The 18,995-nt window shown below is 64.3% G+C and carries 14 protein-coding genes; 7 read left to right on the plus strand and 7 right to left on the minus strand.

From position 1 onward, the window contains the following. Positions 1-35 precede the first annotated feature (35 nt). From tadA to DCO48_RS21110, 7 genes are all read right to left on the minus strand, one after another. The gene (gene tadA / locus DCO48_RS21080) at positions 36-518 is read right to left on the minus strand and encodes a tRNA adenosine(34) deaminase TadA (protein WP_116552544.1); all 483 of its coding nucleotides are present in this window, start codon (positions 516-518) and stop codon (positions 36-38) included. Then, the gene (locus tag DCO48_RS21085) at positions 518-1,900 is read right to left on the minus strand and encodes a multicopper oxidase family protein (RefSeq protein ID WP_116552545.1); all 1,383 of its coding nucleotides are present in this window, start codon (positions 1,898-1,900) and stop codon (positions 518-520) included. The genes tadA and DCO48_RS21085 overlap by 1 nt, the downstream gene beginning before the upstream one ends. A gap of 115 nt (positions 1,901-2,015) precedes the next feature. Beyond that, positions 2,016-4,586 (minus strand): membrane-targeted effector domain-containing toxin, encoded by a 2,571-nt coding sequence (locus tag DCO48_RS21090; RefSeq protein WP_116552546.1) that lies wholly within the window; start codon positions 4,584-4,586, stop codon positions 2,016-2,018. Between the two features lie 104 nt (positions 4,587-4,690). Continuing rightward, the gene (gene guaA, locus DCO48_RS21095) at positions 4,691-6,268 is read right to left on the minus strand and encodes a glutamine-hydrolyzing GMP synthase (protein ID WP_116552547.1); all 1,578 of its coding nucleotides are present in this window, start codon (positions 6,266-6,268) and stop codon (positions 4,691-4,693) included. Between the two features lie 126 nt (positions 6,269-6,394). Continuing rightward, positions 6,395-7,864: an IMP dehydrogenase gene (gene guaB, locus DCO48_RS21100; RefSeq protein WP_116552548.1), complete on the minus strand. Its 1,470-nt coding sequence runs from the start codon at positions 7,862-7,864 to the stop codon at positions 6,395-6,397. Positions 7,865-7,949: 85 nt separating this feature from the next. Next, positions 7,950-8,507 carry a sugar ABC transporter ATPase gene (locus DCO48_RS21105; RefSeq protein WP_116552556.1) on the minus strand — a complete coding sequence of 186 codons (558 nt, stop codon included), beginning with the start codon at positions 8,505-8,507 and terminating at the stop codon, positions 7,950-7,952. A gap of 18 nt (positions 8,508-8,525) precedes the next feature. Then, positions 8,526-9,296 carry a sulfite exporter TauE/SafE family protein gene (locus tag DCO48_RS21110; protein ID WP_116552557.1) on the minus strand — a complete coding sequence of 257 codons (771 nt, stop codon included), beginning with the start codon at positions 9,294-9,296 and terminating at the stop codon, positions 8,526-8,528. 159 nt (positions 9,297-9,455) lie between these two features. On the opposite strand from DCO48_RS21110, the gene DCO48_RS21115 reads away from it, so the two are divergent. The 7 genes from DCO48_RS21115 to DCO48_RS21145 all read left to right on the plus strand — a co-directional run bounded on the left by DCO48_RS21115 (position 9,456) and on the right by DCO48_RS21145 (position 18,901). Further along, positions 9,456-10,346 carry a LysR substrate-binding domain-containing protein gene (locus DCO48_RS21115; RefSeq protein ID WP_116552549.1) on the plus strand — a complete coding sequence of 297 codons (891 nt, stop codon included), beginning with the start codon at positions 9,456-9,458 and terminating at the stop codon, positions 10,344-10,346. Between the two features lie 110 nt (positions 10,347-10,456). Continuing rightward, complete coding sequence (gene xseA / locus DCO48_RS21120) at positions 10,457-11,836, plus strand: exodeoxyribonuclease VII large subunit (RefSeq protein ID WP_116552550.1); 1,380 nt, start codon at positions 10,457-10,459, stop codon at positions 11,834-11,836. Positions 11,837-11,839: 3 nt separating this feature from the next. Further along, positions 11,840-12,664, plus strand: a complete 825-nt coding sequence (locus DCO48_RS21125; RefSeq protein WP_116552551.1) for a M23 family metallopeptidase — start codon at positions 11,840-11,842, stop codon at positions 12,662-12,664. A 311-nt stretch (positions 12,665-12,975) separates the two neighbouring features. After that, positions 12,976-14,652: a 2-isopropylmalate synthase gene (leuA, locus tag DCO48_RS21130; protein ID WP_116552552.1), complete on the plus strand. Its 1,677-nt coding sequence runs from the start codon at positions 12,976-12,978 to the stop codon at positions 14,650-14,652. Between the two features lie 124 nt (positions 14,653-14,776). Then, the gene (locus DCO48_RS21135; RefSeq protein WP_116552553.1) at positions 14,777-16,231 is read left to right on the plus strand and encodes a hypothetical protein; all 1,455 of its coding nucleotides are present in this window, start codon (positions 14,777-14,779) and stop codon (positions 16,229-16,231) included. A gap of 91 nt (positions 16,232-16,322) precedes the next feature. Beyond that, a complete protein-coding gene (locus tag DCO48_RS21140; RefSeq protein WP_116552554.1) occupies positions 16,323-17,462 on the plus strand; it encodes a merozoite surface protein 3b in 1,140 nt (379 codons plus the stop codon). Further along, entirely contained in the window at positions 17,462-18,901 is a 1,440-nt protein-coding gene (locus DCO48_RS21145; protein ID WP_116552555.1) for a DUF6384 family protein, read from the plus strand. The genes DCO48_RS21140 and DCO48_RS21145 overlap by 1 nt, the downstream gene beginning before the upstream one ends. Positions 18,902-18,995: the final 94 nt, after the last annotated feature.

Below are 18,995 nucleotides of genomic sequence, written 5' to 3' on the forward strand. Positions count from 1 at the left end.
GAGCCTTGCCGGCGATAAACCCAGCGCAATAATCGCTAGCCCTTGGCCCGCCGCGCCTTGAAGAACTCGCTCAGGATCGCCCCGCACTCCTCCGCCAGCACCCCACCCTCGAACAACACCCGGTGATTCAAGAAGCCCTGGGTGAAGAACTGGCCCTGGCTCTGTACCACCCCGGCCTTCGGCTCCAGTGCGCCGTACACCACGCGGTTGACCCGCGAGTGCACGATCAGCCCGGCGCACATGCTGCAGGGCTCCAGCGTCACATACAGGGTGCTGCCCGGCAGACGGTAATTGCTCGCCGCCTGCGCCGCCGCACGAATCGCCACCATTTCGGCATGCGCACTCGGGTCGCTACCGCTGATCGGGCAGTTGAAGCCGGCGCCAATCACTTCGCCATGCTGCACCAGCACCGCGCCCACCGGCACCTCGCCCATGGCCGCGCCTTGGGCTGCCAGCGCCAGCGCCAGGCGCATGAATTCCTGATCGCGACTGCGATCGATGATCTGTGGCCGCCCCATCACACCACCTCGATCGCAGCCATCAGGCCGGTTTCCATATGGTCGACCACATGGCAATGGAACATCCAGGTACCCGGGTTATCCGCCACCAGCGCCACCTGCGCACGCTCGTTCTTGCCCAGCAGGTAGGTGTCGGTGAAGTACTGCTCGGGGATCTTCCGGCGGTTCGAGCTGATGACCTTGAAGCTCATGCCATGCAGGTGAATCGGGTGCTGGTACTGGGTCATGTTCTTCAGCTCGAAAATGTAGCTCTTGCCCTTCTGCAAGGTGGCGATCGGCCGATCGGCACAGGTCTTGTCGGTGATGTCCCAGGCCTTGCCGTTGATCTGCCAGAGGCTCGGCGGCTGGCCGTTCTCGGTGTTCACCGAGACCGAACCGACCCATTCGAAATTGAAGTTGAGCTTCTCGGCATTGGCCAGGTCCGGCTCGGCAATCGGGTTGGCCGGCAGCGCCGGCGGCCAGTCGCCCGGCGCCTCGCTGCTGGCCACCGAGCGCAGCGTACCCAGGCGTACCGGACCATCGCGTAACGACACCTCCTCGCCGGCCGGCGGCATGCGGATAGCCAGGCAGATGCGCATGCCCGGCCCCAGCCAATAGTCCTTGCCCAGCGGCCGCGGGGTGATCGGGTTGCCGTCCAGTGCGTAGATCTTCGCCTCGACGTTGCCCTTGAGGTTGATCCGGTAGGTCAGGGTGTTGTCCAGGTTCAACAGGCGCACCCGCACCACCTGCCCGGCCGGCATCTCGACCACCGCGTCAGGCTGGCCGTTGATGGTGATCAGGCGCCCCGCCGTGCCACCCCGCGCGGCTTCGCGAGGGATGCTGAACTCGACGAAATTGCCCTGTTCGTCAACGTGCCAGTTCTTCAGGCTCAGGGTGCGCTCATGCTTGAAGCCGGTCGGCTCGCGCTCCTCGACGATCAGCGGGCCGACCAGGCCGCGGCCCAGCTCTTCGCTACTGTTGACGTGCGGGTGATACCAGTAGCTGCCGGCATCCGGCACGCGGAACTGGTAGTCGAAGAACTCGCCCGGCAACACCGGCAGTTGTGACACGTAGGGCACGCCGTCCATTTCCAGCGGCAGGCGGATGCCATGCCAGTGGATGGTGGTGGCCACCGGCAAGCGGTTGATGAAGCGTACCCGCAACCACTGGCCCTGGCGTGCGCGCAGTTCGGTACCCGGCGCCGACGGGCCGAACGCCCAAGCCTGTGTGGTGTGCCCAGGCACCAGCTCGACGTCGAGCGGAGCGGCGATCAACTCGTAGTCATGCCCAGCCTGTTCGTCCTCGACCTTGCCCAGCCAGTAACGGGCGGCGCCCCCGGCACCCAGGCCAACCACCACCAGGCCGGTCAGCCCCTTGAGCATTTGTCGACGGGTAAAAGACATCGAAGCAGGTACCTCTTGTTGCGAAAACAGCCTGCCGACGGCCCCGGGGCCGTGGCGATGAGGGCGAATACGATACACCTGCATTTGCGAAAGATTAAGTGAAGAGTTGCCGCAGTCAGGGCCGCCGCACGCCCGCTGGCGCCAGTGACGGGTCCAGGTAGGCATAGGGCCGCTTGCGAGTCTGCAGCGCCAGCCGCCAGTCGGCGCGCACCACACCGTCGGGCCGGCTCATCGAGGGCTGGAAGTACTCGCCAGGGTCGAGGGTCATCTGCGTGGCCTGGCCGGCGCCGGCATCGACGATGCGGATGCCGGTCACATCGCTGAGTTGGGCAAGACCCGGCACACCCTTGTAGGTACAGACGTGGGTGTTGCCGACCAATGCCACCCAGCGGCGCAACCCAGGCCGCGACTGTCGGGCACCGATCACCCGCGACGCATAATAACTGAACACCCGCTGACGCACGGGTGCGCCGATCACATCGAGGCCATCGAGCCGATAGCTGGCCGCACAATCCAGGGCGCGCACGCGAATCCGGCTCTGCCCGGCCGCCTTTACCAAGTGGGTGAAGGTGAACTGCCCGGACGGGTCGGTCATGTGCCCCTCGTCCAACTCGCGCAGGTAGCTTTCCAGGCTATTGGTCAATTTGCCGGTACGGCTGAACAGGTCGAGATCAAGCTGATGCAGATCGCTCATCACGTGCTCCAAGTACAGCGTGTCGACACCATTGCGCGCCAGTGTGCGCATGTTCTCGATCAGAAAGCGTTTGCTGGCGATGGACTGATGCGTTTCGCCGATCACCACGCCGCGCGACTCTTCCAGCAGTTGCAGCAGCGAGCGCTCTGCGGGCATCTGCGGGTCCGGGGCGTAGAGGTTGGAACGCTGGGGAATGCCGGGCAACTCCTCAAAGAACAACTCGGCCTCCTCGACCAGCCCGGCGCGTAGGCGTTGCAGGCTGTCCCAGACCGGGTTGAGCGCCGAATCAGGGTCGTAGAAGTCGCCGGAGAGCATGCGCCGATAGGCCGCACCGAGCAGCTCGCGGGTCGCTTCGCGCGCCTGCGGCGGCACTTCGTAGATCTCCAGGGTTGTGGCAAAGGTCTCGTCCACCATCGGCGAAGTCCGCGGTGTGCTCAAGCATGCTCCACCGCCCCGCAGGCACGGCGCAGCGACATGCTCCCACTCCAGCTCGGCATTGAGCCGAACCGGGTAATTGCCGTAGAACGCGAACGGCCGCTCGGGGTCGACGATCAGCCAGGATTTCAGCGCCACCTCATAGCGCACCCGGTAGATCACTCCATCCAGACGAATGTACTGGCCGCTCTCCAGGGCAAATACACCCTGGGTATTGGCCAGTGCCGGTGCTTCAGGAGCGATGACCGGGCTGGCGGCATAGGGCTCGAGACGGACGAACAATGGCAGCGCCGCCGGGATCAGCAGGGCCAGATTCAGCAACAGCTCGATGCCGCCAAGCATCGCCCCGAGCAACGCCGCGCGGCGCTCGACAGTACTCGGCGCGGTTACCGCCCGATCGATGTTCAGCCCCAGGTTGGCAATGCCGCCAAGCACTGCCAGCAGCGCCAGTGGCCAGGCCATGGGCGCCATCGGTGCGAAAATCCGCAGCCCGGCGCTGAGATAGCCGATCCACAGTTGCTTGCGCAGGTCGGCGTTACTGCGCAGCAGCAGCTCGGCCTGCGCATGCAGTTGCAGGCGGACCTGGTCGCGCAGCCAGGCGGCAGCGTCCGCCCCGACGCTGCGCAGCTCGACCCTGCTCGCAAAACTGGCCGAGGGCAGCCCGCCCAAGTGCAGGAAGGCCCGTTCACGCTCAATGGCCGCTTGCGGTTCCACCACCGCGCAATGGTTTACCAATGCCCGACAGGTTGCCGCGCTGCCCAACTGCCGCTGCAACCAGGCGTGCAGCGCCGACATCTCGGCAAACACCTCGACGGGTTGCTCGCGCCCGCCCAGGTAGAGCAGGCACAATGCCTGCGCGTCGGTAAACAGGAGCGCGCTGACCAGTTCATGGCCACCGATGCACACAGCGCTGACCGTGACCCCGTGCTGCGCGGCATGCGCACCCTGCAGGTCGGCCAGACTCAGCGCCATCGGCTGCACCACGCCGAGCCCATCGAACAGCCCTTGCAACTGCTGGCGGGATAACTGCCCGGCACGGTTGGCGGCCACCCCGGCCGCGAGGCAACTGATCCGGCTCAAGGTACGCACCGACTCGGCATGCGCCCGCCAGAAATGCCCCAGTGCAGCCTGATAGGTGCTGGCGAAGTCCAGTTGCCAGAGCAGCGGCAATACCACTTGCGGCAACAGCCGGATCTCGTTGCGCTCATCGAATTGCCCGGCATCGGCTGCGGCGCGGTAGAAGCCGCCGATCAGGCTGAGGTTATCCGCGGCATCCTGATCGCCGACGCGAAAGCGCCGGATCAGCAGTTCGGTGAAGGTCATCGACTCAACCGGTACACCGCTGTGCATCCAGCCGGTGTACGAGCGATTGCTCGACTGCGCATCCTGGAAGCGGTGCCAGTAGAACGTGTCGGGATCGTCGGCGATACCCTGCCCGGCCAGCAGCTTGCGTGCTGCTTCGTGGGCCATCTGGTGCAGGTCGGGCAGACTTGCGCCGACTTGCTCGGCAATCTGCTTGAGGTGGGTGTGCAGCGTGCTATCGGGTTCGGTGGCCATGCCGGCGGCTCCTGTGGCGGGAAAACCCACACGGTGCGAGCGGATGCCGGAGCACTGGCGCTACATAAATAAAGAAGGGCGCCCAGAGGCGCCCTTCTTTTACATCATTCCCACTCGATCGTTGCCGGTGGCTTGCTCGACACGTCGTAGGTGACGCGCGAGATACCGTCGATCTCGTTGATGATGCGGCCGCTGACGGTTTCCAGCAGCTCGTACGGCAGGTGTGCCCAACGGGCGGTCATGAAGTCGATGGTTTCCACCGCACGCAGGGCCACGACCCAGGCGTAACGACGGCCGTCACCGACCACACCGACCGATTTCACCGGCTGGAACACCACGAAGGCCTGGCTGACCTTGTGGTACCAGTCGGCCTTGCGCAGTTCTTCGATGAAGATGTGGTCGGCACGACGCAGCAGGTCGGCGTACTCCTTTTTCACCTCGCCGAGGATCCGCACGCCCAGGCCCGGACCCGGGAACGGGTGACGGTAGACCATGTCGTACGGCAGGCCCAGCTCCAGGCCCAGACGGCGGACTTCGTCCTTGAACAGCTCACGCAGCGGCTCGACCAGCTTGAGGTTCATCTCCTCCGGCAGGCCGCCCACGTTGTGGTGCGACTTGATCACGTGCGCCTTGCCGCTCTTGGCGCCAGCCGACTCGATCACGTCCGGGTAGATGGTGCCCTGGGCCAGGAACTGGATGTTATCCAGCTTGCTCGCTTCGGCATCGAACACATCGATGAAGGTGCGACCGATGATCTTGCGTTTCTTCTCCGGGTCGGCTTCGCCGGCCAGGTTGTCCAGGAACTGCGCTTCGGCGTTGGCACGGATGACCTTGACGCCCATGTTCTCGGCGAACATGGCCATCACTTGCTCGCCTTCATGCAGACGCAGCAGGCCGTTGTCGACGAATACGCAGGTCAGCTGGTCGCCGATGGCCTTGTGCAGCAGCGCCGCGACCACCGAGGAATCGACACCGCCGGACAGGCCGAGCAGGACGTTGGCCGAACCGACCTGGGCGCGGATCTGGGCGATGGCGTCGTCGGCAATGTGCGACGGCGTCCACAGCGCTTCGCAGCCGCAGATGTCGAGGATGAAGCGCGACAGGATACGACCGCCCTGCTTGGTGTGGGTCACTTCCGGGTGGAACTGCACGCCGTAGTAGCCGCGGGCATCGTCGAACATGCCGGCGATCGGGCAGCTCGGGGTGCTGGCCAGGATGTGGAACTCTTCCGGGATGCGGGTGACCTTGTCACCGTGGCTCATCCAGACGTCCAGGCCGAGGACACCGTCGGCGTCGACGTGGTCTTCGATGCCGTCGAGCAGGCGGCTCTTGCCGACCACGTCGACACGGGCGTAGCCGAACTCACGCAGTTCGGAACCTTCGACCTTGCCGCCCAACTGTTCGGCCATGGTCTGCATGCCGTAGCAGATACCGAATACCGGTACGCCCAGGTCCCAGACGGCCTGTGGCGCGCGTGGGCTGTTGGCTTCGTGGACGGACTCGGGGCCGCCGGCGAGGATGATCCCGCGCGGGGCGAATTCGCGAATCGCTTCGTCGTCCATGTCGAACGGGTGCAGTTCGCAATACACGCCGATTTCGCGCACACGACGGGCGATCAGCTGAGTGTACTGGGAACCGAAATCGAGGATCAGGATACGGTGAGCGTGAATATCGAGGGCCATGACTCAATCTCTGGAGCAGTTGCAAGCTTCAAGCTGCAAGCTGCAGGTTGTTCGGGGAAAACGCGGTAGCTGCTGCAGCGCAACTACCGCTTGTAGCTTGAGGCTTGTAGCTTGACGCTGAAGGCGTTAGCCGACCCGATAGTTTGGCGCTTCCTTGGTGATCTGCACGTCATGCACGTGGGACTCGGCCATGCCGGCACCGGTGATGCGCACGAACTCTGGCTTGGTGCGCATTTCTTCGATGTTGGCGCTGCCGGTGTAACCCATCGAGGAACGCAGGCCGCCCATCAGCTGGTGGATGATCGCGGTCAGGCTGCCTTTGTAGGGCACACGGCCTTCGATACCTTCCGGTACCAGCTTCTCGGCACCGGCCGAGGAGTCCTGGAAGTAGCGGTCGGAGGAGCCCTGGGCCTGGGACATTGCACCCAGCGAACCCATGCCGCGGTAGGCCTTGTAGGAACGGCCCTGGAACAGTTCGATCTCGCCCGGTGCTTCTTCGGTACCGGCGAACATCGAACCCATCATGACCGCGCTGGCGCCCGCGACGATGGCCTTGGACAGGTCACCGGAGAAGCGGATGCCACCATCGGCGATCAGCGGAATGCCGGTACCTTCGAGGGCAGCGGCGACGTTGGCGATGGCGCTGATCTGCGGCACACCGACACCGGCGACGATACGGGTAGTGCAGATCGAGCCAGGACCGATACCGACCTTGACCGCATCAGCACCGGCTTCGGCCAGGGCCTTGGCCGCTGCGCCGGTGGCGATGTTGCCGCCGATCACCTGCACCTGCGGGAAGTTCTCTTTAACCCAGCGAACGCGATCGATCACGCCTTTGGAGTGACCGTGGGCGGTGTCTACCACCACCACGTCGACGCCGGCAGCGACCAGCGCGGCAACGCGGTCACCGGTGTCTTTACCGGTACCCACCGCCGCACCGACGCGCAGACGACCCTGGTCGTCCTTGCTGGCCAGCGGGTAGGCCTTGGCTTTTTCGATGTCCTTGACGGTCATCATGCCCTTGAGGCTGAAGGCCGCGTCGACGATCAGGACCTTTTCCAGGCGGTGCTTGTGCAGCAGCTCGCGCACTTCGTTCTTGTCGGCGCCTTCGCGGACGGTGACCAGGCGCTCTTTAGGCGTCATCACCTCGCGTACGGTCACGTCCAGACGGGTTTCGAAGCGCACGTCACGGGAGGTGACGATGCCGACCAGATCGCCATTGTGCAGCACCGGTACGCCGGAGATGTTGTTCAGGCGGGTGAGCTCGAACAGGTCGCGCACGGTGGCGTCGGCCTCGATGGTGATCGGGTCCTTGACCACGCCGGCCTCGAACTTCTTCACCTTGCGCACTTCGCCAGCTTGCTGCTCGATGGTCATGTTCTTGTGGATGATGCCGATGCCGCCTTCCTGGGCCATGGCAATGGCGAGGCGGGCTTCGGTCACGGTGTCCATGGCGGCGGAGACCAACGGAATGTTCAGCTCGATGCCACGGGTCAAACGGGTCTTGAGACTGACTTCGTTGGGTAGCACCTCGGAATAACCAGGCACTAGGAGAATGTCGTCGAAGGTCAGGGCTTCTTGGCTGATACGCAGCATCGCGGGGGCTCCCGGGCGGGAAAAATGGAAGCGCGCCATTATACTCATGCGCACCCCTTCGCTCAATGTAAAGATGGGCCTTCGGTCAGTTGTCGTGCAACTCGACCTGCACCACCGCTACCGGCTGGTCGAGCCAATCGGCAAACTCGGCAATGAACTTGGCGGTAAAGCTGGCCGCGGCCCAGTTGTTGAAGATGAAACCGAGGTTGGAAAACGCACACGGCTGGAGGAACAGGAAGCCGTTGATGTCATCTTCATGGCCGCAGCGCGGGCAGGTGAAATTGTCGCTCTGGTTGGGCATCCATTCTTCGAGGCTGGCGAACAGCTCGACACCGACTTCCTTGCGGCACTCGGCGCAACCGGCCTCTTCGAGAAATTGCTCGGTCGGGGTGTAGATGCAACGCTTGGTAATCACTTCCAGGCCATTGATCGGCTGGCCAAACGGCAGCAGCTCGGGCCGCTCGACCACCTTGCGCGCGCCGTCGGCGATCGCGAAGGCCATGCGGTTGCCGGTACGCCCGCAGGTGCTCAGCTGTTCCTCGACGATCTTCTCGCGCACCAGCCAGCGCAGGATGGCCCGGGCACGGGCTTCATGCACGGGGACGGTGGAGATCTTCGGGACAATGATGCTCTGGGTAGTCATGACGGCGGCCAAACGGGTTCAAAAAGGCGAGTTTACCTCACTCAGGTAGCGCCCGATCAGGGCAATGCCACTGCCCAGCACCAGCCAGGTGACCAGCCGCACGAAGGCTTCGCGGGACATGTTCAGGGTCAGGCGGCGAGCGATCCACAGGCCCAACGCCATCATCGGCAGCAAGCACAGCGCCAGCAGCAGCAGCGCGAGGTCGGCGTAAACCCCGGCCAGCAGGAACAGGCTCAGGCGCACCACGGTGCTGCAACTGATCAGCGCACTCTGAGTGGCGCGGGCTTGCTCCTTGGAGCTCAGCCGGGCATTGAGGTAGATCGCGTAGAGAAACCCGCCGCTGCCAAACAACGCGCCGAACAGCCCGCCCACCGTGCCCATCGGCACCGCCCAGGCCGCCGCCAACCGGGCCGGCTTGACCTTCACCGCCAGGCTATAGAGCGCGTAGGCGCTGATGAACAGGCCCATCAGCAACAGCAACAGGTCGGACGTGAGGTTGAGCAGGAACACCACCCCCAGCGTGCACCCCAGCGCCATGCACGGCAGCAGGCGCAGCAGCTCGCCGCGGGCAACAGCCTTGCGCGCCGACAGCCAGTTGCCGAACGCGGCGACAAAGTCGAGCAGCACCAGCAGTGGGATGATCTGCGACAGCGGCATGAAGTTGATCAGGATCGGCCCCGCCACCAGCGCCGTGCCGAAGCCGGCGATGCCGAAGACTATATAAGCAGTAGCGATGCCGAGCAGGATCGGCAGCCATTCGAGGGGGCTGAAGGGCAACTGGGCGAACAGGGTCGGGAGCATGATCAGGGCCAAAAGAGCATCGCGGGCAAGGCCCACTCCCACAGGAATGAAATGAGAGCCGGGCAGTTAGGGAAACTTTAGCCACGCGCCAGCCATGCCGACTAATATGCTTTTATTGCGAAAGCTATCTTGAAACGGCATACCTGCATGACCACCACCCGCCAGTTGCGGTACTTCGTCGAAATCGCCGAAAGCGGCAGCTTTAGCGCTGCCGCCGAACGGCTGTTCATCGCCCAGTCGGCGCTAAGCCGGCAGATCAAGGAGTTGGAAAGCCAGCTCGACACGTCGTTGTTCGAACGCACCGCACGTGCGCCGCGGCTGACCGCTGCCGGGGCGGCATTTCTGCCGCGGGCACGCAATCTGCTGGTGGACCTGGAGAAGGCCGAGCGCCTGGCGCGGGAGATCGGCCAGGGTTTGCGCGGCAGCCTGCGCATCAGCCATTCCAGCACCGTACCACTGACCGGGGCGCTGCTGGCGAAGCTGAGCGACTTTCTGCGTGCGCACGACGGCGTCGAGATGGAGATCGCCCAGCAGTCCTCGGAAGCCCAACTGCTGGAACTTGCCGAAGGCCGGCTGGACCTCGGCCTGCTGCGCCTGCCGGTGCTGCGCCAGCATGAAGGCGTGGAGGTGCAGCCGTTGTTTGCCGAACCGCTACTGCTGGCGGTGGCCACCGGGCATCGGCTGGCCGCGGAAACCACTGTGGCGCTGGAGCAGTTGCGCGACGAGCCGTTCATTTCCATTCCACATCGTCAGCGCGGCGGTTTGAGTTACCTGTCGGCGCAACTGTGCATGCAGGCTGGATTCTTTCCCCGGGCGGCGCGGGTGGTGTCGCGCAAGACCACCCAGTTACAGCTGATTCAGGCCGGGTTCGGTGTGGCGCTGTTGCCCGAATGCATGCGCGATATCGCGCCGGCGTCGGTGCGCTTTGTGCCGCTGCTGGGTGAGGCGTCGAGCACGGTGGCGGTGGCGGTGCGACGCGATGCCGGGGCGTTGGTCGGGCATTTGTTGGAAGGCTTGAAGGCCTCATCGCGGGACTAGTCGGGTCGCCGCATCGCCACAGGATCGGCGTGCACGGATCCACGCTGGGAGCGGGCGAGTCCCGCGATAGGGCCAGCACATTTCCCACACATTGCTTTATGATGCCGGCCATGATCAGAGACCCTTTCGAACGACTCGGCCTGGACCGCGAAGTCCTGACCGTCAGCCAACTCAACGGCCGCGCCCGCGTGCTGCTCGAAGACGTGTTCAGCAGCATCTGGGTCGAAGGCGAGATCTCCAACCTCGCCCGCCCTGCCTCCGGGCACATCTATTTCACCCTCAAGGACAGCGGTGCCCAGGTCCGTTGCGCACTGTTTCGCAACAACGCTGCGCGGGTCCGTCAGGCCCTGCGTGACGGCCTGGCGGTCAAGGTGCGCGGCAAGGTCTCGCTGTTCGAAGGCCGCGGCGACTACCAGTTGATCCTCGACAGCGTCGAACCGGCCGGCGACGGCGCCTTGCGCCTGGCGTTCGACGCACTGAAAGCCAAACTCAACGCCGAAGGCCTGTTCAGCAGCGAGCGCAAGCGCGCCCTGCCCGCCCACCCGCAACGCATCGGCATCGTCAGTTCGCCCACCGGCGCCGTGATCCGCGACATCATCAGCGTGTTCCGCCGCCGTGCACCGCAGGTCGAGCTGAACCTGATCCCCACCGCCGTGCAGGGTCGCGAAGCGATCAACCAGATTGTCCGCGCCCTGCAACGCGCCGATGCGCAAGGCTTCGATGCTTTGATCCTGGCCCGTGGCGGCGGCTCGCTGGAAGACCTCTGGTGCTTCAACGAAGAGGCGGTGGCCCGGGCCATTGCCGCCTGCGTTACGCCAATCGTCAGCGCCGTCGGCCATGAAACCGATGTGTCGATCAGCGATTTCGTCGCCGACGTCCGCGCGCCGACGCCGTCCGCCGCCGCCGAACTACTGGCGCCGGACAGCAGCGACCTGCAACGGCGCCTCGAAAGCCTGCAGCGGCGCCTGCTGTTGCGCATGCAGAACCGCCTGGCCCACGACCGCCTGCGCCTGGACGGCCTGAGCCGGCGCCTGCGCCACCCCGGCGAGCGCCTACGGCAACAGGCGCAACGCCTTGACGACCTCGACATGCGCCTGCGCCGCGCTTTCGAACAGCGCCTGAACCAGCGCCGCGAACGCCTGGCCCGGCTCGACACCCGGCTGGCCGCGCAGCATCCGGGCCGCACCCTGGCACTGCTCAAACAACGCCTGGACAACCTCGCCGAACGCCTGCCGCGCGCCATGCGCGAAACCCTCAAGGACCGCCGCCAGCGCTTGCAGGCACAGGTGCAGACGCTACAGGTGGTCAGCCCGCTGGCGACCCTCGGGCGCGGCTACAGCATCCTCCTCGACGAGCGCGGCCAAGCCATCCGCCGTGCCGCGCAAACCCGCAACGGCCAGCGCCTGACCGCCCGCCTCGGCGAAGGCGAGCTGCAGGTGCGGGTCGAGGACAACCACCAGACCCCGGTCACGCTTTCCCTTCTGGACTGACTCATGCCCCGATTGTTTGCCCCGCTGCTACTGCTCTGCCTGACCCTGGCCAGTACCGCCCAGGCCAGCTACATCACCCGCCAGCTGAACAAGCCGGTGCCCGGCGGCGTTGCCGTGGTCGACCTCGGCCCGGCCGCGCAGGCACCGCAAGCACGCTTCGACGGCAAGCCGGTGCTGGTGGTCAAGGAGCAGGACAGCTGGCTGGCCATCGTCGGCATTCCGCTCACGCAAAAGCCCGGCACCGCCACCCTCACCCAGGGCGGCCGGCAACTGAGCTTCAGCGTCGGCAGCAAGAAATACCCCGAGCAGCACATCACCCTGAAGAACAAGCGCCAGGTCAACCCGGAGCCGGCCGACCTCAAGCGCATCGATGCCGAACTGGCCGAACAGGTTCGCGCCTACCGCAGCTTCAGCGCCAACGTGCCGAGCAACCTGCTGCTCGACAAACCGGTCAACGGCCCGCTGTCGAGCAAGTTCGGCGTGCGCCGCTTCTTCAACGGCGAAGAGCGCAACCCGCATGCCGGACTGGACTTCGCCGTACCCGCCGGCACCCCGATCAAGACCCCGGCCAATGGCAAGGTGATCCTCATCGGCAATTACTTCTTCAACGGCAACACGGTGTTCGTCGATCATGGCCAGGGCTTCATCAGCATGTTCTGCCATATGTCGAAGATCGACGTGAAGCCCGGCCAGCAGCTCAGCCGTGGCGCCGTGGTCGGGCGCGTCGGTGCCACCGGCCGGGCCACCGGGCCGCACATGCACTGGAATGTCAGCCTGAACGACGCGCGGGTCGACCCGGCGATTTTCATCGGGGCGTTCCAGCCCTGAGACGCGGCTTGCGCCAATCAAAAAGACCGCGCAACTGGCGCGGTCTTTTTGTTTACACATCGCTATAAAATCTCGCAAATTTTTACTTTTTAAGCATTCCTCTCAATTTTTTTGCGGTGCTTGCCATCTTTCACCTCACTGGTTAGGGTTGAACGCATGAAGACCTTCCAGACCCTCATCCTGCTTCGTCAACACCGCAGCCTTTGCCTGGTCAGTGCCCGACTACCAAGCTGAATTGCGTCGCCTCGCCTTTTCATCTCGTGTTCGTTCGGCGGGCCCCTTTCAAGGCCGCACACAAAAGGATTGCTTCCATGACCATGCTCAAAGACCCTTCGAAAAAGTACCGCGCATTTCCAACCATCGACTTGCCCGACCGTACCTGGCCTTCGAAGACCATCACCCAGGCGCCGATCTGGTGCAGCTCCGACCTGCGTGACGGCAACCAGTCGCTGATCGAGCCCATGGATGCGGCGAAGAAGCTGCGCTTCTGGAAAACCCTGGTCAGCGTTGGCGTGAAGGAAATCGAAGCGTCGTTCCCTTCCGCCTCGCAAACCGATTTCGACTTCGTCCGCACCCTGATCGAAGATGGCCATATCCCCGAGGACACCACCATCCAGGTGCTGACCCAGGCCCGTGAAGACCTGATCGCCCGTACCTTCGAGTCGCTGCGCGGGGCGAAAAAAGCCATCGTCCATCTGTACAACGCCACCTGCCCGTCGTTCCGCCGCATCGTCTTCAACCAGGACAAGCAAGGCGTGAAGGACATCGCGGTAAACGCGGCGAAGCTGTTCGTCAAATACGCTGCACAACAGCCGGACACCCACTGGACCTTCCAGTACTCGCCAGAAACCTTCAGCGCTACCGAAATGGAGTTCGCCAAGGAAGTCTGCGACGCGGTCATCGCCGTGTGGAACCCGACGCCCGAGCACAAGATCATCCTCAACCTGCCGGCCACCGTCGAAGTGTCGACGCCGAACGTGTACGCCGACCAGATCGAGTGGTTCTGCCGCAACGTCAGCCGCCGCGACAGCGTGATCATCAGCTTGCACACCCACAACGACCGTGGCACCGGCGTGGCCGCCACCGAGCTGGGCCTGATGGCCGGCGCCGACCGGGCCGAAGGCTGCCTGTTCGGTAACGGCGAGCGGACCGGGAACGTCGACCTGGTGACCCTGGCGTTGAACCTCTACACCCAAGGCATCGACCCGGGCCTGGACTTCTCCGACATCGACGGCGTGCGCAAGGTCGTCGAAGAGTGCAACCAGTTGCCGGTGCACCCGCGTCACCCGTATGTCGGCGACCTGGTTCACACCGCGTTCTCCGGCTCGCACCAGGACGCCATCCGCAAAGGCTTCAGCCAACAGAAAGAAGACGGCGTGTGGGAAGTACCGTACCTGCCGATCGACCCGGCCGACATCGGCCGCAGCTACGAGGCGGTGATCCGCGTCAACAGCCAATCGGGCAAAGGCGGTATCACCTACCTGCTCGAACAGGAATACGGCATCAGCCTGCCACGGCGCATGCAGATCGAGTTCAGCCAGGTCGTGCAGGGTGAAACCGACCGCCTCGGCCTGGAGATGACCGCCCAACAAATTTACAGCCTGCTGCACCGCGAGTACCTGCAAGCCAATGCCCCGTATGCGCTGGTCAGCCATCGTCTGCAGGAAGAGAACGGCAACAGCAAGGTTGAAGTGGAAGTGTCGGGCGAAGGCGAGACCACCCTGCACTGGCGCGGCAAGGGCAACGGTGCCCTGGAAGCCCTGGTGGCCGGTTTGCCGGTAGCCGTGGAAATCATGGACTACAACGAGCACGCCATCGGTGCCGGGACCAACGCGAAAGCTGCGGCCTACATCGAACTGCGCGTGGCCGGCGGGCGTCCGGTACATGGTGTGGGGATCGACGAGAACATCACCACCGCCAGCTTCAAGGCCCTGTTCAGCGCACTGAACCGCTCGCTGACCCAGCAGGCCGCCAGCCAGGCCGCCTAAGCGCACGCTGACAGCCGCAACAGAAAAAGCCCGCCTCGCTCACGAGGCGGGCTTTTTCGTTTTAGGGGCCGGTATACTTCCTCGCGCTCACCCAGCATTGAGCCCCACCAGGAAAGGACACCCGATGAGCCCGGAAAAACTCCTGCACTTCTTCGCCCACAATGCGCGCAAGCACGAACGCCTGCTGCACCAGGCCGAAGAAGACGCCACCCAGTCCGGCCAGTTGCAGTTAAGCCTGGAACACGAGGTGATGGAGCGCCTGCGTCGCATCGCCTCGCTGCAACTGACGCAGAACGCCACGCCGGACCACGAGATGCAGCAGGTGCTGGCACAGCGTCAGCAGGCCATCGCCGCGTTGCGCACACAGTTGCACAGTGCCGAAGACCAGGTCGCCCAAGCCCTGGAGGCCGAAGCTGCGCTGCAACTACGAATCGACAGCCTCGACCGTCAGGCGCAGCAGCAACTGCTTGAGAACCAGGCCTATACCAAGGTTGCCCAGCACCTCGATCAGGCCATGGCGGAGAATCGCCTGGCCACTGCCAGCGTTGCCGAGATCCGCCAGGAGTGCGCCGACAAGCTGCCGGCATTCAACCAGAACCGCCTCTACAGCTTTCTGCGCGAGCGCCAGTATGGCACCGAGCAGTACCGCGGCCGCCTGCTCAACCGCTGGTGCGACGATTGGCTGGCGAACAAGGTCAACTACCGCGAGAACCGCGCCAACGAGCTCAGCCTGCTGAACATGCAGGCGCACAACGAGGCCGCGCAGAGCGAGCGCGACGCCCGGCTCGCCAGCCTGGCCGAAGAAGCCAGCGAAGCGCTCGGTCTGGCCCAGCGCACAGTCGGTCTGGCGCCGCTGCAAGCCGAGCAGCACACCCTCGCCCGCGCCGTGCAGGCGGCCAAACAGCGGGCCAATGAGGTTCAGCAGAAGCTCGCCGAGTTCACCCGGAACGAAGACCCGCACTACCAGCGCGCCCGCCAGAACATGACCGAGCTGCTCAAGTCGCGCAGCCTCGAACAATTGCTCGATGACGTGAAGAAGACCCCCGACCCGAGCGACGATGCCATCGCCCTGGAGTTGCAAAGCCTGTACCCACGGCTCAAGGACGCCGAGCAACTATCGGCAGCGGCGTGCAAGGCCCAGGCCGCCAGCAAGGTCACCTACCAGCGTGCCAAGCTGCTGGAACGGGCGGTGCGCGGCGAACGGTTCGCCGTCGACCAGTATGTCTACAGTGACGACTTCGATTACACCGCACTGATCGCACAGTACATGGACGGTACGCTGCAACGCGACCAAGTACTGGAGCAGGTCGAACAACACAGCCAACCGGCCAGTGCGGGCTTCCAGATCGACTCGAAGAGCGTGCTGCACGGCGTCAACGTCCTGCTGCAAGTGGCCAGCGCCGTCAGCGCGGCCAGCAGCAGCGCCGGGTCCAGCTCCAGCACTGGCAGCAGCGACAGCGTTAGCCGTTCAAGCAGCTCCAGCGGTAGCTCTAGCAGCAGCGGCAGCAGCGGTGGCGGCAGTTTCCGCAGCAGCGGCAGCTCGGGTGGCGGCGGCTTCCGTACCACCGACAGTTTCTGAGCTGCCCAGGCATCACCAACATCAGTTTGCCAGTACGCCCCGATAGACTCCGGGGCCGCTCCCAGATCACATTCTTCAGTAAGGACACAGCATGAGCCAGTACCTGGAACGCGCCCTCAACGGCCTGCGCACAATCGGCATCAACCTCCTGCAACCGACCCAGGCCGCGCCCGTGCTGGTACTGCTCGACCGCATCGCCGAGTACGACAGCAACAAGGTCACCTCGATCGCGGCGGTATTGCAGCAATCCACCGCATTCAACAGCATGGTGCGCGAGCAGATCGAAGGCATGGACATCTCCACGCGCTTTATGGACATCACCCAACGCTTCACCTCGATCCGCGAGGATGCCGCCGCGATGGCCGGCTGGATGGACGATGGGCGCCTGGACAGCGTGGAAAAACTCAAGCTGAGCTGGATGAACCTGCGCCGCGGTTCGATCCCGAGCCGGTTCAACGACATCCGCGAAAACTACCTGGACGTGTGCCAGTCAGCCAATGAGCAGATCGCCCGTGAAAGCGTGATTCTGGAGTCGTACCTGGATTTTCGCATGGCAATGAAGGCCGCCGAAGTCGACGCCCAGCAAGTGCTGGCCCTGGCCGGCAAGGCCCTGGAGCAACGTACGGCGGCGCTGAATGCGGCCAACGCCGATGTCGCCGCCGCCGAAAACCTGGACGCCGCCCAGCGCGCCAGCCTGGAACTGCGCCGTGACGAAGCCGTGCGGGCCCTGCAGGACGAAGACAAGCGCTACCAGATCGTCAAGGACATCGCCGACGACCTCAAGGTGGGCTACAACACCGCCGAGATGGTTTTTGCCCGGATCAACCAGGTGCACGTGATCAAGGAGCGCCAGTACCAGCGCATGGTCTCGTTCTTCTCCACCAACGAAGTGGTGCTCACCGGCCTGGCCGTGTCGTTCACCAGCAACAGCGGCCTGGCCGAAGCCACGCACACCCTCAATGCCACCACCGACGGTATCAGCAAAGGCCTCGAAGCGCTGGGCAGCACCGGCAATCAGCAGCTCGAAGCGGCGCTCAAGGCCAGCTACGGCTCGACCATCAAGGTCGATTCGGTACGCGCCCTGGCCGATGCCACCCTGACCTTCCAGACCGACATGCACACCATGGCCGAAACCTACCGCACCGAATCGAGCAATGCCGCCCGCGATATCGCCGAAGCGGTGGAAGACGCCAAGCGTAAGTTCGCCGCCCTGCTGAGCAAGGCCGCCTGATGAACAACGTGCCACTCTCCGAACAGATGGGGGCGATGGCGCTGGTCGATCAGTTGCGCCATCAGCAGCGAGAAACCGAGGAGCACCTGAGCCTGCCGCAACGTCGCGCCGAAGTTGCGGCGCGGATCCGTGCGTATTACCAGAGCAATGGCATCGCGTTCGACGACGCCCTGATCGACCAGGGTGTGCGCGAATTCTTCTCGCGCCGATTGATGTTCGAAGCACCACCGTTGAGTGCACTGGATCGCTTCTGGAGCAGCCTGTTGCTGAACCGGCGCAAGGGCCTGCGGGCCGTGCAATTCATCGCGATTGCCTTGCTCGCGGCGCAGTGCGCGCGCGTCGTCCAGGAAAACGGCAAGACCGCCAAGGTCGAGCAGGCGGTAGCGGCCTTCCAGGATTCCGCCACCGACCGCCAGGCGGACCTTAAGCGCCAACAGGGCATGCTCGCCACGTTGACGCAACAGCTAGCGCAACGCCCCGAGCCGGCGGCCGAACGTCTGTTGGCGAACGCTGCGGTGCAACTGACCCAGGCCGAAGCCCTGCTGGCCGAGCAACTGCTCAAGGTGAGCGTCGATGCCGACAACCGCGACAGCGTTGCGCAGATGATCCCCGTGCTTGAGCAACAGGCCAGCCAGGCCAACACGATTCTGCGCCAGAGCTACGCGACGCTGAACCAGGCCAGCTTGATTGTCGAAACCCGCGGGCAACTGCTACGCCTGCAAAACGACCCGCTCTACCGCAATGGCGCGGCCTGGCTACCGTCCCTGCAGCGGCAGGCCGGACAGGTCGACAAGGCATTGCAGGATGCCGACAACCAGGGCGTCGAAGCGGCCAGCCAGCAAGTGGCGGCCCTGCAGACCTTGCTCGGCAACCTGCGCCCGCTGCAAACGCAGGTCGAGGAATTCGCCGTGCTGAACCAGCGCCTGGCGGACATGCACCTGCCTGCGGAAAACATCAAGGAAATGCAACAGGTGGCGTCCCAGGTGACTGGGCTGATCGAGGCACGCGACGCCAGCGGCGCGCAGCACAAGCTGCAAACCATGCGTTATGTCCTCGACCTGGCCCCCAAGGTGCTGACGCTGGAGGTGGTCGACCGCATCGGCAGCAAGTCTGCGGTCGAGCGCTGTTATGAGGAAGCACCGTGCAGCCGCGACCCGAGCTCGAACCAGGGCAAGAGCTGGTACCTGATCATCGAAGGCCTCGACGAAGCCGGTCGCGCCACCACCCTGCCGATTGTCAGCTCGGAAGACAACCGGCTGTACTGGGTGACGCAGTTCGGCGTCCGCGTCAGCCAGGCGGAGTACCTGAAGGTGAAGGCCGACAAGCTCGACGACGGGCATTTGAGCCAGCGCCTGATGGGCGGCAAGCCGAAAGACTCGCTGTCGCTGGACTTCAACAAGCGCGTGCTCAAGCCGCTGAACATGATTGTCGCGTGGTAGCTTTGCTGCCGTTGCGCAGCAGATCGCGGGACGAGCCCGCTCCCACAGGGTTAGTAGAGCCCCTTGTGGGAGCGGGCTCGTCCCGCGATGCTTT

Origin of the sequence: Pseudomonas sp. SDI (assembly GCF_003105155.1) — a bacterium.
Lineage (GTDB): Bacteria > Pseudomonadota > Gammaproteobacteria > Pseudomonadales > Pseudomonadaceae > Aquipseudomonas.

Excerpts from the sequence above, each read along its gene's own strand:
- tadA (WP_116552544.1), bottom strand. The coding sequence starts at position 518 with ATGGGGCGGCCACAGATCATCGATCGCAGTCGCGATCAGGAATTCATG.
- DCO48_RS21085 (WP_116552545.1), bottom strand. The coding sequence starts at position 1,900 with ATGTCTTTTACCCGTCGACAAATGCTCAAGGGGCTGACCGGCCTGGTG.
- DCO48_RS21090 (WP_116552546.1), bottom strand. The coding sequence starts at position 4,586 with ATGGCCACCGAACCCGATAGCACGCTGCACACCCACCTCAAGCAGATT.
- guaA (WP_116552547.1), bottom strand. The coding sequence starts at position 6,268 with ATGGCCCTCGATATTCACGCTCACCGTATCCTGATCCTCGATTTCGGT.
- guaB (WP_116552548.1), bottom strand. The coding sequence starts at position 7,864 with ATGCTGCGTATCAGCCAAGAAGCCCTGACCTTCGACGACATTCTCCTA.
- DCO48_RS21105 (WP_116552556.1), bottom strand. The coding sequence starts at position 8,507 with ATGACTACCCAGAGCATCATTGTCCCGAAGATCTCCACCGTCCCCGTG.
- DCO48_RS21115 (WP_116552549.1), top strand. The coding sequence starts at position 9,456 with ATGACCACCACCCGCCAGTTGCGGTACTTCGTCGAAATCGCCGAAAGC.
- xseA (WP_116552550.1), top strand. The coding sequence starts at position 10,457 with ATGATCAGAGACCCTTTCGAACGACTCGGCCTGGACCGCGAAGTCCTG.
- DCO48_RS21125 (WP_116552551.1), top strand. The coding sequence starts at position 11,840 with ATGCCCCGATTGTTTGCCCCGCTGCTACTGCTCTGCCTGACCCTGGCC.
- leuA (WP_116552552.1), top strand. The coding sequence starts at position 12,976 with ATGACCATGCTCAAAGACCCTTCGAAAAAGTACCGCGCATTTCCAACC.
- DCO48_RS21135 (WP_116552553.1), top strand. The coding sequence starts at position 14,777 with ATGAGCCCGGAAAAACTCCTGCACTTCTTCGCCCACAATGCGCGCAAG.
- DCO48_RS21140 (WP_116552554.1), top strand. The coding sequence starts at position 16,323 with ATGAGCCAGTACCTGGAACGCGCCCTCAACGGCCTGCGCACAATCGGC.
- DCO48_RS21145 (WP_116552555.1), top strand. The coding sequence starts at position 17,462 with ATGAACAACGTGCCACTCTCCGAACAGATGGGGGCGATGGCGCTGGTC.